This window comes from Paenibacillus sp. J22P277, from assembly GCF_059383675.1.
Window position 1 is genome coordinate 938,010 of record NZ_JBXENS010000002.1, and the last position, 16,044, is coordinate 954,053.

Here is a 16,044-nt window from a genome sequence, read left to right on the forward strand (position 1 = left end):
GTTTCATCATCGCATGAACATGCGACGACTTTCTTTGATTTACTTTTCCATGGCTTTGAGCAAAGCCGCTAGCATCTTAGCCGCTTCGCCTCTAGTTGCGCTCTTCGCTGGCGCAAACTGATTGTTGGGCATACCGCTGATAAGCTCGGCTTGCTGCGCCTTTTTCACGGCATCGCGCGCGTAGGCGGAAATGTTGGCTTCGTCCTTGAAATGAGCGGGCTGCGCGCTGTCCTCCAAGGTGTATCCGAGCAAGTCGGACAGTCTCACAAGGATAACCGCCATTTGTTCCCTCGTAATTTTCTCGTTAGGAGCAAACGCATCCGGCTTAACCCCGAGCACGATGTTATTTTTCTTCGCCCATTCTACGTAAGGCGAGTACCAGTCGCCTTGCTTGACGTCCGAGAACGAGCTGTTCGTGAACGCGGACACGTCCGCTCCGGCGGCTCCGGCGATCAACTTGACGAATTCGCCGCGCGTGATCGCGTTATTCGGCAAGAACTGGCTGTCGTTAACGCCGCTGATAATGTCCTTACCCACCAGATAATAGATGTCCGCTTTCGCCCAGTGAGCGTCGGCGTCTTTGAAATCCAAGATCTTTTGCGTCGTTAGCAAGTACTCGGCCGACGTCGAGGAAGCGAAAGGAATCGCTGCGTTTCCGTATTCGTCCACGGTAAGCTCGGATACGAGTACAGGAGCTTGATCGGCGGAATTTACCGCGTAGAAGAACAGCTTTTTGCCCGCTTGTTCTTTGCCCGTCGGGATTTCAAGCGTCATTTTCCCCGGAAGAGCTCCGTTTTGGTTGAGAGACAAGCCCACAACGACTTTTTTGCTACTCACTTGAACAGGGGTCGAAACTTTCCCTGCTGGAGCTTGATTGGTGATGGTAACGCCCAGGTCTACGTCAGCGTTAGGATTCGTGATGTCCGAGCCATTGATTTTCCATTTGTAGCCGCTGCCCACGAACGTCATCGTTGCGTTCTTGTCTTTCGCGAGTTCCCCGAAGACGTCGGATTTCACGACGCTGTCCTTGGTGAGATCGATGTCCGGTTTAGTCGGAGGAACGATCACGACCGGACCGGAGTTGCCAGGAGCTGTAGGCGTAGTCGGCTTAGCAACGATTTTCGCGATGGCCGTCGCCTTCAAACCGCTGAACGCAACCGTAATTTCTTCGTCGCCTTCGGCATCCGCGAGGATCACTCCATCCTCTTGCATGTGTGCCTTTCCGTTCTTGAAGCTGAAGGTAACGTCTTTCGCGTCAAGGGCATAAACCGCGCCGTAAGCGTTGGTCGCTTTAATCGTCGGGATGAACGTATCCCCGACTTCAGGTTCGGCAGGAACGGACAATTCGAGCTTGACAGGCTTGACGTCTGCCGGCTTCACCGTCTCGACCGAAATCGAATTGCTCTTTCCTCCGGATGTTGCCGTAATGATTGCCGTACCGGATGACTTTGAAGTTACCACTCCATTTTCATCCACGGAAGCTACGTCTTCGTTGCTGGACTTCCAGTCAATCCCGACTAATTTGCGGTTATTGATTTGAGTCAAGTAATTAGCAGGATACTCTCTGAAGTCCCCGAACACATCCATTTGGACTTGGGATCCGATTACGGTGTTCATTTTGCCCGAGATAATCGCGTCGTTATGAATGTAAACCTTCGTCAAGAGAGGGTCGAAGGTGTACTTCATCTTGCCGCCCGCAACCGTCATCTTGCCGGTGCCGAGCAAATCTCCATCGCTATGCGGGAGGTACGTCTTGTCGGCACCGTTACCCGTTATGATGTATTTGACTCCGCCGACTTCCCAATTTTGAAGCGAATGCAAATGTCCGAAAATGCTGTAGATATCCGTATCCGGATGCTCGAGCTTATAATCGCTCAGAATGGACTCGTATTTCGCGGCGTCATTCGGGTCCATTTCATGCTTGGTGCCGAATGCGTCGCGCGTAATGACATGGTCAAGAACGATAATGTTTTTCTTCGTATTCTTCTTCAACACTTCTTCCAACCAATGGAACTGGGTGGAATCCGACAAGGTGATGCTTTGGATGTAGGCCGAGTTCAACATGATGATCAGCGTATCCCCATAGTCGAAATGCATCGTCGGAGAACCGAATTTCTTATAGTAGATATCCAAGGTGTTCTGGAACGATTCGTGATTGCCCGCCAATACGAAGAACGGTTTGGAATCCGCGTTCCCGAAATACTTGTCGACGAAGCCCGACGCTTGATCGTATTGCAGTTGGGAACCGTCATCGACGATATCGCCCATGTGCATCACTAACGAAGAATCATCCGCTGCAACCTTAGCGAACAATTTATCGGTAAACGCGTTGCCTTGCGTATCCGGAATAAGCGAGATGTTGAAGTTATCTCCATCCTGCGGCTGCGGGATTGCCGCCAGAGACAATTGATCCTTGTAGGTCGGCATGGCGTTCCCGGCTTTATCCCGAGCGTTGATTCTTAAGGTATACGCGCCGTTCGCCAAGCCGCTTGTCGGTTCGGCATATCCCCAACCCGTGACGGCGTCATAATACACAGGCAGTTCAGTATCATTCATCCGAACGGAAATGCTCGCCGGATCCACTTGCGATTTGCTGTCCAATAGCTTGAACGTGACCCGCGGCGTCGGAATTTTAACTTTGACGTCCTTCGTAGGCGTTACGTCCGTCATCGTCGGCGCTTCCTCGTCCGGAGTCAAATCCACATGATACGTTTTGTCGATATAGGGAACAGATTCGTTGGGGGTCAACGCTTTATCGTAAGCGTCTACGAATACTCTGTAATCCCCTTGTTCAAGATTTTCCAGCTTGAAGCTAAGACGACCCGTGGCTTTATCGTACGTGTAATCCTTATAATCCACGTCGTTGATTTTGACCGTTATTTTGTTCTCGTCAACCCCGGAGAGACTATCGGTAATCGTAGTCGAGAAATCAAGGGTATCGGTGAACAAACCGTCCGACGAAGGACTTGTATCGGTAAACTCCGGACCGCTAGTATCCGTTACATCGTCCGTGTAAATATATTTCATATCATCGAAATAGACCGTACCGGAATAGGCCGGCTTCGATTTCGTCGTCTCGACCATGTATACATAGTTAAGCGTAATCGGCAGCTTCCAACCGTCCGGGACAGGAACCTCTATATATTTCCAACCTACCCAGTTGATGTCGTCCGTTTCCGTCGTCAGGTCGAGCGTTTTATCCGCGCCGCCGGATGAATCTCTGAATATCGCCCTCAACCAAGGAGCCTTGCCGTCCCCGTATACCCACATTCCGAATTTTTTCGGATAAACCTCGGTCTTATACGTGGAAAGCATTTGATTTGCAAGCGTATCCGACCATTTCGGGCCCGTATACCAGTGCGGGATCCAGTTCAGCGTTCCGTTCGAATTTTTGTTTGTCCACTTGCTAAGGTCATAATCGAATTTAAAGCTATTGTTTCCCGAATGCTTAACTGCCGTCGAGATGCTCAAGTACGGGCTTGTTCCTGCGCTTCCCGCATATTGCGAAACACTGCCGAAACCGATTCCGCTTAGATGATAACCTTCGATCGGGTACGTCTCGAAATTGTCGATGACCTGCTCTTTTATACCGACCGTAACTTGTGTCGTTAACGTCATACCTGCAACCGTTGCCGTAAGCGTTGCCGTTCCGTTACTATCGTTGGAAGTAACCAGTCCGCTCTCGTTCACCGTACCGATACTTCCGGAAAGGCTCCACTTTGCCACGGACGGGTCGATATAAACCTGCCCCCCTGTTGCATCGGTAGCGACAAATCCGAACTGCTTTTTCGCGTTATTGTTCAAAACCACGTTGGTGCTTGTCAAAGCCAGGGTAGCCACGGTATCCACGACCGATACCTTCGCGCTGCCCGTCACGCCGTCGACCGTTGCGGTTACTTCCCCTGCGCCGACTCCGGCATCCGCGATATAATGGCCGTTCGGGTCGATGCTTCCGACGGTCGACGCCCACGTAGCGGGACCGTTCCCGCTGGAGATCGGATTGCCGAATTCATCCGCCAACCGATAGGCGAAATCGTATTTCGAGCCGGTGTAGAGCGTCACGTTTTTATCGACCACCACGTTGCCGACCGTCGTCCCTTTCGTCGCCGTGCTTACGAACAGCAGGGAACTGGAGACGAGTCTCGAGCCATTGACATCGCTAGGATGGCTTACGGTTACCGGACGATCGCTGCCGGCCGGGCGTGCGATCATCTCCGTCGAACCGCCGCCGTCCAAATTAAGCGCATCGACGGCTCCCGCTTCTTTCATGTATTTCCCCAGATCGGGAAGACCTGTTCCAATGCTCCCCGTATAACTAGAGCTTGGCTTGTCTACGGTTACCACGATGAGGCTTCCGTCTGCCTTCATGCCTAATGCCGTACGCGCGTTAGCGGCCGGATCGCCGGTCGTCACCACTGCGCCGTTATGTACGAGCCAAGCGTTAGAGGTGATCGAGGTCACGATATCGTTGTTCATAATATCGAGGTTGTTCGCATCTTTGCCTGCGAACAAATCGTATTTAAAGCTAACTTCGGCGTTAGTCTGCAGTGCCTCGACGATTGGTTTCGATGTGCCTACGCCTTCCAGAACGACGGAATCATCGGGAATGTCGAAGCCTTCCGTGGACGTTACGTTAACGACGGTACCCGTGTACGTTTGCCCCGGATGAACGCCGTCGAAGTTGTCGCCCACGCGGATCAACGCGAAAGCGGATTTCCCTCTGTCGCCAGCGTAGTTATGCGTCATTTTGCGCGTTTTCGTAACTTTGCTCGTGTGGATGACCAAAGCGTTATTCACGGCCTGGTTACGGTTAAGCAGGTCCACGTCGTAATCGGTTCCCGCTGCCGAAAAACTACCTTCGGCATGAATTTGGTTAATTCCGGGCTTGTTCGCGTTATCCATATAAAAACTCACGCGATCGTTTTCGCCTGGCAATTGGCTTACGATCAGCTCGCCGTCCTTCATGATTAACCCTAGCGGATTTCCGGATGCCGGATCGATATCGTAAAAGTCGCCGTCGACTCCGGCAATGACTTGATTGCCTTTCAAAATTTCCCGGTTGGCCTGATCGCCGATCGTTTCCACGGCACTGATGGTATCGTACGCCTTGGCCGTGATGATCTTCGTGTTCGAATCGGCCGGATTAACATCCAGTCGGTTGACGACTACGCGATTGTTCGCTTTATAGTAATTGTTGTATTCCTCCGAGCTAAAGTGGACGCCGGAAGAAATTTGCTCGTTTTTCAGGACGTTTGCTTCACCGAGCGTCGGCTCATCGGCTGCATTGGCAGTCAAAGCGCCAACGCTTGATAGATTCAGTGCCGTCGCGAGTGCCAGCAGCATCGCCGGCAATTTTTTGTTTCTTATAAACCTTCGCATGATGTCTCTCCTTTTTTTCGAATACATGATTGCTTTCTGTGCAAGCATCCTTAAACCACCCCTCATTCTATCTATGAATCTCGAGAGTAGATAGCTTATTGTGTTAAATATTTGATTTACTATCGTAAACTACCACATACAGCTGCCATATCCCGTGCCGCGTAGGACACCAGGTTGTAGTACCAATTTAGGTCTATTAAAGTGCCCAATATGATTGGATAAGCTGATTTTGTTGCGAATGAAGAACCTTCGTCTTGCTATCAACTGCAAACAAGCATCTTCTGTTCAAACAGGCCAGGCCATTAATGAGGTTGTCTCGGCTTATCGGGAGGGGAAGAAAGTAGCGAAGCAGATACGGTCGATTATTGATATCAATTCGGTTCAGAGGACTGCTTAGGTAAGCAAAGTAGTTGACGGATTATCTTGCTAAATTTAGCGAAGCATACTACTCGACGGCTACGTTCAAAGAATAAAATCATTTTCCGGGCTACAGCGGGGCTCCGTTTTCGGACAGAACAAAGCCCCGTCCTCACGAGGACGGGGCTTTCATTTGGTGGAGGCGAGGGGATTTGAACCCCTGTCCGAAGACAACGCCACATAGGCTTCTACGGGTGTAGTCACGGTTTTGATGTCACCCTAGGAACTCCCCGTAACCGGATTCCCTTCGGGTCAGCCTGATTGTCTTCTTCCGTCGACCCCAGGCGGAGACCGAACGGCGTATCCCACTATTTGTTAGCCCCTAGTCTAGTCACATGGGCGATGCTAGGTAGGAGCACGCTAACAGGTTATTAAGCTGCTAAAGCGTAGGTTTGTTGTTGTTTGCCGTTTAATAGGCTTTAGCGTTGATGAAGCAGACGACTCCCTGCTACCCGCAACCCATGCTCGAACTATCCCCGTCGAATCCATAAACGCCCCCAATGGCGCATAAACGGCGATTAGCGCTCCGTTTAGCAGTCGAGACGCTCCGACGAATGATGCCGCCTGTACTGGCCGGACATCGGTTTCACCCAAGCATGTTGAAACGATAAATGTTTCTTTCGTTGCTTACTTAGTATACCACAGATCGGGTGTTACCGAGTAAGCGTCTTGCTGGAAGCCATGGCGACGTTCTCCACCGACTTCCGGCTGCCGCTGCAATAGCCAGCGCTACCGGGCAACCTTCTGTTTCTCGCGAAGCGCACGTTGAATGTCGCGCTGCGCATCCTTCTTCGCCGCGGACTCGCGCTTGTCGTATTGCTTCTTCCCTTTGCCAAGGCCGATCAGCAGCTTCGCGTAGCCGTTACGGACGTAAATCTTGAGCGGCACGATCGCATAGCCGTCTTGCTTGGACAAGCCGAGCAGCTTGTGAATCTGCGCCTTGTGCATGAGCAGTTTGCGCGCCCTTGTCGGGTCGCCGGGATTGCTTCGGTTCCCTTGCTCGAAATAGCTGATATGCATGTTGTGGATGAAAATTTCGCCGTTCCGGATCGTCGCGAACGCATCGCTGATGTTCGCCTTTCCCATCCGCACCGACTTGATCTCGCTCCCCATCAGCACCATGCCGGCTTCGAAGGTATCCTCGATGAAATAGTCATGGGAAGCCTTCTTATTCTGCGCAAGCTGTTTGCCGTCGCTTTTCTTCGCCATGCCGTTCACCTCTCCCATGTTCGTTTAGCCTGTCCTTGCCCTGAGCAATGCACGCTCAAGAAAAGAAACGGACTTCCAACCGCAGCTAGAAGTCCATTGTAGCAACTTTGCGAACCGAAATCAAGAATTGGTAAAACGCGCAAAACCCGCGTCTTACTTGCGTTTCTTCCGAACGAAGGCCGCCGTGGCATTGCCGCCTGGCTTTTTCTTGCGCGGCTGCGCGCTGCCGGCTGCCGTTTCGTTACTGGTGCTTGGCGCAGTCTGCAGCTGGCCGCTGCCAGCCGCCCCGCCGGACTTCTTGCGGCGCGAGCCTGTACCTTGGCCTGAGTTGCCGTTCGCTTGAGCGCCGCCGCCCTGGCCGGAACCGCGTCGTCCGGCGCCGGACGATCTGCCGCCGCCGTAGCCGCTGCGATCGCCGCCGGAACGTCCGCGCCCCGAGCCTTCGCCGCGTCTGCCGCGCGAGCGGTTAGCGTCGTCCGGATCTTCGCCGTAGTCTTTCAGCGAGCCGGCATTGTGAACTGGCAGCCCCCACATATCCGTGCGGACCGCTTTGCGGCGTTCACCGCCGCTGCTCGAGGATTCGCCGCCGGACTCACTGCCGCTGCCATCGTTGCCGAGGAGACGATTCAAATTAAAATCGTCCTCCGGCTTCCACGCGCGTTGGTCGTTCGGCCGAGCCGCTTGCTGCTCGGCTCCGCCGCCGGCCGGCTGACCGCCGCGGTCCTCGCGGCTGCCGCGCCTGCGGCCCCGCCGCTGCTCAGCGGCTCCGCCGACGCCGGCCGCCGGCGTGCCGGCTTCACCGCCGCGCTGCCCGCGGCCGCGCGGGCCCACGCTCGCGTTCGCGACCGCGCGCGCACCGCCGCGCTCGCCCCGCTGCGCGGCACCGTCTTCGCGGCCGGCTCCGCCCCGGCCGCCGCGGCTCTCGCCGCGCGAACCGCCCGCGCGCGGCTCGCGTACCACGCTCCGCTGCGCGGAGCCGCTTTCGCGGCCGGCTCCGCCTCGGCCGCCGCGGCCGCCGCGCGAAGAACCTCGCTCGCGGCCGCCAAACCCGAGCTCGCGCGCGAGGTCGCCGTTGCCCGCGCCGCGCTCCAAGTTCTCGAGCATCGTGAAATCGATCGTATGCTCATCCATACTGACGCGCTCCACGCGGATGCGCACCTCGTCGCCGATGCGGAACGTCTTTGACGTGCGCTCGCCGATGAGCAGCATATGCTGCTCGTGGAAGTGATAATAATCGTCCGAGAGCTCGCTCAGGCGAATAAGCCCCTCCACCGTGTTCGGCAGCTCCACGAAGATACCGAAGCTCGTCACGCTGCTGACGATGCCTTCGAATTCCTCGCCGACCTTATCCAGCATGTATTCGCATTTCTTCAGCTTCTCCGTATCGCGCTCCGCATCGACGGCCACGCGCTCGCGCTCCGACGACTGCTGCGCGATGTCCGGCATCCGCGCGGTGAGCGCTTCTTGGCGCGCATCCGTAAGGGCCCCGCCGTTCTCGAGCACCTCCCGCATGACGCGGTGGATGACAAGGTCGGGATATCGGCGAATCGGTGACGTAAAGTGGGAGTAGTACTCCGCCGCCAAGCCGAAATGACCGAGACTCTCCGCATCGTACTTCGCCTGCTTCATCGAACGCAGCATCACCGTCGAGATGACCGTCTGCTCCTTCGAGCCGCGGATATCCTCGAGCAGCGTCTGCAATGCCTTCGGATGGATGGCGCTGCCGCCTTTTCCCTTGATCGAGTAGCCGAAATTCGCCGCGAACTGCACGAAATTCAACAGCTTCTCCTGATCGGGATTGTCATGCGTCCGGTAGATGAACGGCACCTTAAGCCAATAGAAATGCTCCGCGACCGTTTCGTTCGCAGCGAGCATGAATTCTTCGATGATCGATTCCGCGATGGAACGTTCGCGTTTGATGATGTCCACGGCTTTGCCTTGTTCGTCGACGATGACCTTCGCTTCCACGAAGTCGAAATCGATCGCGCCCCGTTTCATCCGCATGTCGCGCAGCCGCATGGCCAGCTCCTCCATCAACTTGAACGTGTCCGTCAATTCGGCGTAGCGTTCCGTGACTTCCGGATCTTCGCCCTGCAAAATCTTGCGCACGTTCGTGTACGTCATCCGTTCCTTCGTCCGAATGACGCTCGTGAAGACGTCATGGCGCACCCGCTTCAGCGTCGTCGCGTCGAATTCCATCTCGCAGGACATCGTCAGCCGGTCCACCTTCGGATTGAGCGAGCAGATGCCGTTCGAGAGCCGATGAGGCAGCATCGGAATGACGCGGTCGACGAGATACACGCTGCAGCCGCGGCGGTAAGCTTCCTGGTCCAGCGCCGAATTTTCCTTCACGTAATAACCGACGTCGGCGATATGAACGCCGAGCACGTAGTTGCCGTTCTCGAGACGCTCGATATTGACCGCGTCGTCCAGATCCTTGGCGTCCTCGCCGTCGATCGTGACGATCACTTTATTCCGCAGATCGCGGCGTCCCTGGCGCACGATCTCGTCGTCGGTGATGGAGTCCGGAGCCGCTTCCGCCTCCGCCATCACGTCATCCGGGAAGCTTTCGGGCAGCTGATGCTTGCGGATGATGGATAATATATCGATGCCCGGATCGTCCTTATGGCCGAGCACTTCCACGATTTCGCCTTCCGCCGCCGCGCGTCCCTCGGGATACGTCACGATGCGTGCTACGACCTTCTGTCCCGTTACCGCTCCGTGAAACTGTCCTTCGGGAATGAAAATATCCCGGTTGATCCGTTTGTCGTCCGGCAGCACGAAGCCGTACGCCTCGTGATTCTGGAACGTGCCGACGAGCTGCGTCACCGCGCGCTCCATGATGCGCACGACCTCGCCTTCCATGCGCCCGCCCGCCTCGCTGCGGGACGTGATGCGGACCAGCACGATATCGCCGTTCATCGCGCTTTTCAGATCGTTCGCGCCGATATACACGTCGCCGTGCGCCTTATCCTCGGGAATCAGGAAAGCAAAACCCTTCGCGTGCGCCTGCACGCGCCCGCGCACCAAATTCATCCGTTCGGGAAGACCATAGCGGTCGTTCGCGTTGCGGACGATTTTCCCTTCGTTCTCCAGCTCGTTCAACAACACCAAAAACGTCCGGAACGATTCCGCGCTGCCTGCCCCGCCAAACTGCTTCTCCAGCTCTTGGTATGTCATCGGCTTGTACGTTTGCTCGCGCATATAATCAAGGAGCTGCTGCTCTGTTACCATTCTTTCTCACCTCATAATACCGCGATGCCGTCCATACACAATTGCAGCAGTCGGTTGATAGATTATCATATACCATATAGTATACACGAAAGCGGGGCCTACCATCCGCGGCAGCCCCGCCAAATTACAAAATTACCCTTGCATCATTACCCGATGAACGCCCGCCGCAAACGAAAGGCGTCCAAAAGCAGCGTCGGCGTCCTCCGGATAGGAGCCGAACGGGTCAGGAATTCAGCCTGCAGAAGCGGGCAATCGGTAAACGCATTCATCCGCATACACAAAAAAAGCGGGCCGTAAGCCCGCTTTCGTTCACGTGATTAAACTTTAACCAGATAAGCAACGAGCAGCGATAAAATAAAGAAGCCCGCCGCTACTCCTACAGTCAGACGCTGCAAAAACAGGTCCAAACCGCGCGCTTTCGTTTTTCCGAACAAATGCTCGGCACCACCGGAAATTGCGCCGGAGAGCCCTGCGCTCTTCCCTTTTTGAAGGAGAACTACGCAAATCAAAGCAAGCGCGAAAATAACGAGCAAAATTTTAAACGTAATATCCATCGTTCCACCTCCTGCACAAGGAGCAAATTTTCTTTGCCGCTGCCTTGTCGATAGAGGGGACAAGACCTAGAAACAGCAATATTATTGTAACATAGGCGGAAATCGAATACAAGCTAGCAGATTTTATCCTTTTGCCAGCGGATCGACTCGTCGAACGGCACGAAATCGAACGCCTCCCGCTTCCAGTAGTACATTAAGTCCTCCCGCGTCCAACCTTCGTAAAGCTCATCCCATTCGAACGGCCCGTGCGGCAGCAGCGAAGCGTTCTCGATCGGCTGGCTGGCCGGCTGATATCGCAGGTCGAGAGACAGCCGCACGCGCCCTGGATGCCGGTTCGGCAGCGCTTTGTGCACGGTCAGGCTGTGGAAGATGATCATGTCGCCCGCTTCGTAATCCCCTTCCGCCCACTCGTAGCCGAGGTGGCATAGGATCGTTTCCAGTCCGCCCGCGCCTTCGGCGGCCGTCACGCCCAAGAGACCGGCATTATTGCTTCCCTCCAGAATCGACAATCCGCCGAGGGATCGCGGCACGTCGCCCATCGGCGCCCAACAGGTCCAGGTGTCGGCGCTGCCCTGGATATGAAGAAAATCCTGATGCGACGGCGTGACCTTCAGCGCTTCGCTCGGCAGCATGATGCGCGCGATGTTGCGCGGATGCGGAAATGCCCGTTCGCCGAACAACCCGCCGAACATGGCCAGCATATTGGGATGATGCGCGAACGCATGGAAGGCTTCGAGCTTCTGCACCTTGCGGTATACCTGCTGCGTCGTGCCGATGCCGTTCCAATTGATCTCCTCCGGCTTCAAGCCGTCGATCACAGGCTGGTTGCCGATGCCGTCGAGCAGCGGCTCCTCCGGGTCAAGCAGTCCCTCTTCCAGAAGCACGCCCAGCAGCAGGCTGCGCATCTCCATGATTTCGTCCCGCGCAAAGAAATGTTTGAAGAACAGGTAACCTTTCTCCGCTGCGACTCTTCGCAGCTCCTCTGGCCGCGACAGCAGCGGCGTCGCATCTTCGAATGACCGCGTAGCCGGTTTGATTGCCGGATCCATCCTCATCCCGCCTTCCTCATTTAAGTAGTTAACGATTGTCGGCCTTAAGGTTTTATTCCGTCTATGCAGCGGCTATCGTCGAGACAGAGCAAAGGGCATTTCTCAATCACGAAAAGCCGTTATTCTGGATTCGCTTCTTAACCATTGCCGACTTTATACGATCATTGTATGCTCATATTGGCTGTAAGTATTTGCTCATGCTCGACGAACATTTAACTTTTACCGATATTCTGCAAGCGCAATCCTCTCCATGGCGAGGTGACCAGGAATGAGCGAAAACATCGAAAGCCGGCCACCGGCTGCGCTGGCTTGGGACGAATTGCAGCCTGTCGTGTGGTACGCGAACCGAATGCAATGCCAGCCGGGATTCGCCTTCGGGCCGCGGGTCATCGACGAGCATCAGTTCATCCTCGTAGCGGGCGGGTTCGGGACGGCCTGGATCCAAGGAGAGCGTTATGAAGCGAGGCCTGGAAGCCTGTTCTATTATGGACCGGATACGGTTCATCATTTCATCGCGGATAACGAGAAGCCATTCCTGCTTTACGGCCTTCATTTCAGCTGGACGGGCAATTATAAGGAGGCGGGGAAGGGGATCTCCATACGGGAGGCTTCCTTCGATCCCGCGGTTGACGCCAAGCAGGACAACCGCTACCAGGTCGGCGATCCCGAACAGCCCGAGGGCTGCCTGCTGGTTACGGATATCCGCGCCTTGTCCCTCGAACGCTTCGAACCCCGATTTGCCCGGATTGCCGAATGCTACGGCATGGAAGAGCGCGGCTTTAAAGCGTCGATGCTGCGCGGTTTGCTGCTCGAATTGCTGGCGGCTATGAAGCAATGGGACCGACAGGGCAATTCGAGCCAGCCGATCACGCCGCTCATCGGCGGCATTGCGGAGCGGCTTGCCGAACATGCCCGCGGACGGTACGACCATCGCTGGCTTGGCGAATGGAGCTCGTATCACCCGGATCATATCGCCCGTCAGTTCCGGGCGCAGCTCGGCGTCACGCCCTACGATTTCTTCATGAGCCGCAAGCTGCAGCTCGCCAAAGACCTGCTTGCGCACTCCGAGCTCCCGCTCCTGGCCGTCGCCGACGAGCTCGAAGCCGGCAGCATCCATAACTTCACCAAATGGTTCAAGCAGCATACCGGCCTGCCTCCGGGCAAGTTTCGCAGCGGGAGCCGTTTCATCTAAGCTCCGGTTTTGCGATGGGGGCTCCGGTTTTGCGATGGACGCTCTCGTGGTGCTCCGCACCAAAGTCGCGCCCATTCGCAAAACCTGCGCAGCAGGATAGTTCAAAGACGCTCTCGCGGTGCTACGCACGCAAGTTGCGCCCACTCGCTAAACCTGCTCGGCAGGGTAGTTCAAAGTTGCTCTCGTGGTGCTCCGCACCAAAGTCGCGCCCATTCGCAAAACCTGCGCAGCAGGATAGTTCAAAGACGCTCTCGCGGTGCTACGCACGCAAGTTGCGTCCCACTCGCTAAACCTGCTCGGCAGGGTAGTTCAAAGTTGCTCTCGCGGTGCTACGCACCAGAATCGCAATCTCGATCGGACTGATGATCGCCCCGCCGCCAATTAAAAAGGTCCCCAATATCGCCCGCGTGAAGCGGGAGATGGGGACCTTCATTAGGTTAACTTATCTTAAACTCTTCGATCAGCCGCGTCCGGCTTTCCATTGGATCGGCCAATTGCCTTAAACTTACCGTTTCCTCCGGTCTTATCAATAGCCGTTCTGGCGGAAGAACTCCAGGCTGATCTTCGCGCTCTCGAGGGAGGAGTTCTCGAACTCTTCCTGCTCGACGATGAAGTATTCGATGCCGGCTTGCTCGGCGATCGCCATGACGCCCTTCAGGTCGACGACGCCCGCGCCCACTTCCGTGTCGCTGCGGCCTTGGCCGAAATCTTTAAAATGCGCCAGCGGCACGCGGCCGGCGTAGCGCGTCACGTACTCGGCCGGTTTCTGGCCGCCCATGTGCACCCAGCCCAGATCGAACTCGGCGATCAGGTACTCTGCCGATACCTTCTCCAGCAGCCAGTCGATAACCGGCTTGCCCTCGACTTTCTTGAATTCGAAGTCATGGTTGTGGTAGCCGTATTTCAGACCCGCTTCCGTCACCTGCTTGCCGGCGGCTTCCAGGATGCCCGCCAGTTTGTTGACGTCGTCGATCGTCGGATTCTCCGGGAGCGGCGCCCATGGCGTCACGATGTACTTCAGGCCGAGCTCCTTGGCGTATTCGATCTGTTTCCCCAGGTCGTCGGAGATTAGCTCCGGCTCGCCGAAATTCAATCCGACATGCGCCGAAGGCGCTTCCAATTTGAGTTCGTCGAGAACCGCCTTGAGCTTGGACGCAGGGGTGTTATAGTACCCCGCGAATTCCACTGCGGTATAGCCCATTTCAGCCACCTTGCGAATCGTGCCCAGGAAATCCTTCTCCGTTTGGTCGCGAAGCGTGTACAACTGCAAAGCTACTACCGGTTTTGCCACGATATCCACCTCGAATAATGAGTATAGTCTGCCATTTCCCAATCTTTCGTCCAATAAAAAAGAGGAGAGCTGCAGGTCCTTGCGCCCTGCGGATCGCGGTATGCCGCCTGTCCAACCACCGGTTGTACACGCAAACCATACCTGCGTCGCTCTCCCCTAATTATAGCCGTCCCCCAAGGTTTAACTACCGCGCCTTTTGGGACATTCTTTTGTTTTTTTGGCTTTTGCATAGTGGCTTCGAATTGCCGCAAAAACCAAAGCTTATGCTCCCGAAGCCGTTTTTGCTTTTGGATGCCTCCTATACCGGCCTTCAGCCCTCCGCAAAAACCAAAGCTTATGCTCCCGAAGCCGTTTTTGCTTTTGGATGCCTCTTATACCGGCCTCCAGCCCTCCGCAAAAACCTTTACTTGAAGTTTTTCAAGTTGTAGAACGCGCTTTTGCCGGCGTATTGCGCCGTGGAGCCCAATTGGTCTTCGATGCGAAGCAATTGGTTGTATTTTGCGACGCGGTCCGTACGGGACGGAGCGCCTGTTTTGATTTGGCCGGCGTTGGTTGCAACCGCGATGTCCGCGATCGTGCTGTCCTCGGATTCGCCGGAACGGTGAGAGATAACAGCCGTGTAGCCAGCGCGTTTTGCCATTTCGATCGCGTCGAACGTTTCCGTCAGCGAACCGATTTGGTTGACTTTAACCAGGATCGAGTTGCCTACGCCCTTCTCGATGCCATCGGACAGACGCTCGGTGTTCGTTACGAACAGATCGTCGCCAACGAGTTGGACTTTGCCGCCCAACTTCTCGGTAAGCAGCTTCCAACCTTCCCAGTCATCTTCGGAGCAGCCGTCTTCGATCGTGATGATCGGGTATTTGTCAGCCCACGAAGCGAGCAGGTCGACGAACTCGGCGGACGTGAACGAACGGCCTTCGCCTTCGAGGTGGTACTTGCCGTCTTTATAGAACTCGGTGGACGCTACGTCCATGCCGAGGAATACGTCTTCGCCCGGTTTGTAGCCGGCACGCTCGATCGCGGAGATGATCGTCGTGATCGCTTCTTCGTTGGAGCCCAGGTTCGGCGCGAAGCCGCCTTCGTCGCCGACAGCCGTGTTCAGGCCTTTGTCTTTCAGAACCGATTTCAGGTTGTGGAAGATTTCCGCGCCGATGCGAAGCGCTTCTTTGAAGCTTTCCGCGCCGACTGGCAGAACCATGAACTCTTGCACGTCGATGTTGTTGTCGGCATGTTCGCCGCCGTTGACGATGTTCATCATTGGAACCGGAAGGGTTTTAGCGTTGAATCCGCCCAGGTACGTGTACAATGGCACGTCAAGCGCATCGGCAGCCGCGCGCGCGCAAGCCATCGATACCGCCAGGATCGCGTTGGCGCCCAGCTTGCCTTTGTTGTGCGTGCCGTCCAGTTGGATCATTTTACGGTCGATCAGCACTTGGTCCAGCGCGTCCAGGCCGATGATTTCAGGAGCGATGATCGTGTTCACGTTCTCGACGGCTTTCAGCACGCCTTTGCCGAGGTAGCGGGATTTGTCGCCGTCGCGAAGCTCAACGGCTTCGTAAGCGCCCGTGGATGCGCCGGATGGCACGATGGCGCGGCCTTTGCCGCCGGACTCCAGCATAACTTCGACTTCAACGGTAGGGTTGCCGCGGGAATCCAGTACTTCGCGTGCATAAACGTCGGTAATGATAGACATTTTCGTAAACACTCCTTCAAGGG

At 55.7% G+C, this 16,044-nt stretch carries 8 protein-coding genes and 1 other RNA gene; 1 reads left to right on the plus strand and 8 read right to left on the minus strand.

Annotation, left to right across the window (positions count from 1 at the left end; all coding sequences use genetic code 11):
* Positions 1-39: 39 nt before the first annotated feature.
* From AC50YL_RS08825 to AC50YL_RS08850, 6 genes are all read right to left on the minus strand, one after another.
* On the minus strand, positions 40-5,379 hold the full coding sequence (locus tag AC50YL_RS08825) for an S-layer homology domain-containing protein (RefSeq protein ID WP_494831083.1): 5,340 nt from the start codon (positions 5,377-5,379) through the stop codon (positions 40-42).
* A gap of 551 nt (positions 5,380-5,930) precedes the next feature.
* Positions 5,931-6,295, minus strand: a transfer-messenger RNA (tmRNA) gene (ssrA, locus tag AC50YL_RS08830).
* 230 nt (positions 6,296-6,525) lie between these two features.
* On the minus strand, positions 6,526-7,005 hold the full coding sequence (gene smpB / locus AC50YL_RS08835) for an SsrA-binding protein SmpB (protein ID WP_494831085.1): 480 nt from the start codon (positions 7,003-7,005) through the stop codon (positions 6,526-6,528).
* Between the two features lie 153 nt (positions 7,006-7,158).
* Complete coding sequence (gene rnr, locus AC50YL_RS08840; RefSeq protein ID WP_494831086.1) at positions 7,159-10,239, minus strand: ribonuclease R; 3,081 nt, start codon at positions 10,237-10,239, stop codon at positions 7,159-7,161.
* 317 nt (positions 10,240-10,556) lie between these two features.
* Positions 10,557-10,793: a preprotein translocase subunit SecG gene (secG, locus tag AC50YL_RS08845; protein ID WP_494831087.1), complete on the minus strand. Its 237-nt coding sequence runs from the start codon at positions 10,791-10,793 to the stop codon at positions 10,557-10,559.
* Between the two features lie 113 nt (positions 10,794-10,906).
* Positions 10,907-11,842, minus strand: a complete 936-nt coding sequence (locus tag AC50YL_RS08850) for a phytanoyl-CoA dioxygenase family protein (RefSeq protein WP_494831088.1) — start codon at positions 11,840-11,842, stop codon at positions 10,907-10,909.
* 268 nt (positions 11,843-12,110) lie between these two features.
* Here AC50YL_RS08850 and AC50YL_RS08855 point away from each other — a divergent pair, with 268 nt between their 5' ends.
* Positions 12,111-13,034, plus strand: a complete 924-nt coding sequence (locus AC50YL_RS08855; RefSeq protein WP_494831090.1) for an AraC family transcriptional regulator — start codon at positions 12,111-12,113, stop codon at positions 13,032-13,034.
* Positions 13,035-13,560: 526 nt separating this feature from the next.
* On the opposite strand, the gene AC50YL_RS08860 is transcribed toward AC50YL_RS08855, so the two are convergent.
* Together AC50YL_RS08860 and eno are read right to left on the minus strand one after the other, a co-directional pair.
* Positions 13,561-14,325 carry a sugar phosphate isomerase/epimerase family protein gene (locus AC50YL_RS08860; protein ID WP_494831091.1) on the minus strand — a complete coding sequence of 255 codons (765 nt, stop codon included), beginning with the start codon at positions 14,323-14,325 and terminating at the stop codon, positions 13,561-13,563.
* Positions 14,326-14,728: 403 nt separating this feature from the next.
* Positions 14,729-16,021: a phosphopyruvate hydratase gene (gene eno / locus AC50YL_RS08865; RefSeq protein WP_494831092.1), complete on the minus strand. Its 1,293-nt coding sequence runs from the start codon at positions 16,019-16,021 to the stop codon at positions 14,729-14,731.
* Positions 16,022-16,044: the final 23 nt, after the last annotated feature.

Excerpts from the sequence above, each read along its gene's own strand:
- eno (WP_494831092.1), bottom strand. The coding sequence starts at position 16,021 with ATGTCTATCATTACCGACGTTTATGCACGCGAAGTACTGGATTCCCGC.
- rnr (WP_494831086.1), bottom strand. The coding sequence starts at position 10,239 with ATGGTAACAGAGCAGCAGCTCCTTGATTATATGCGCGAGCAAACGTAC.
- AC50YL_RS08850 (WP_494831088.1), bottom strand. The coding sequence starts at position 11,842 with ATGGATCCGGCAATCAAACCGGCTACGCGGTCATTCGAAGATGCGACG.
- AC50YL_RS08825 (WP_494831083.1), bottom strand. The coding sequence starts at position 5,379 with ATGCGAAGGTTTATAAGAAACAAAAAATTGCCGGCGATGCTGCTGGCA.
- smpB (WP_494831085.1), bottom strand. The coding sequence starts at position 7,005 with ATGGCGAAGAAAAGCGACGGCAAACAGCTTGCGCAGAATAAGAAGGCT.
- AC50YL_RS08855 (WP_494831090.1), top strand. The coding sequence starts at position 12,111 with ATGAGCGAAAACATCGAAAGCCGGCCACCGGCTGCGCTGGCTTGGGAC.
- secG (WP_494831087.1), bottom strand. The coding sequence starts at position 10,793 with ATGGATATTACGTTTAAAATTTTGCTCGTTATTTTCGCGCTTGCTTTG.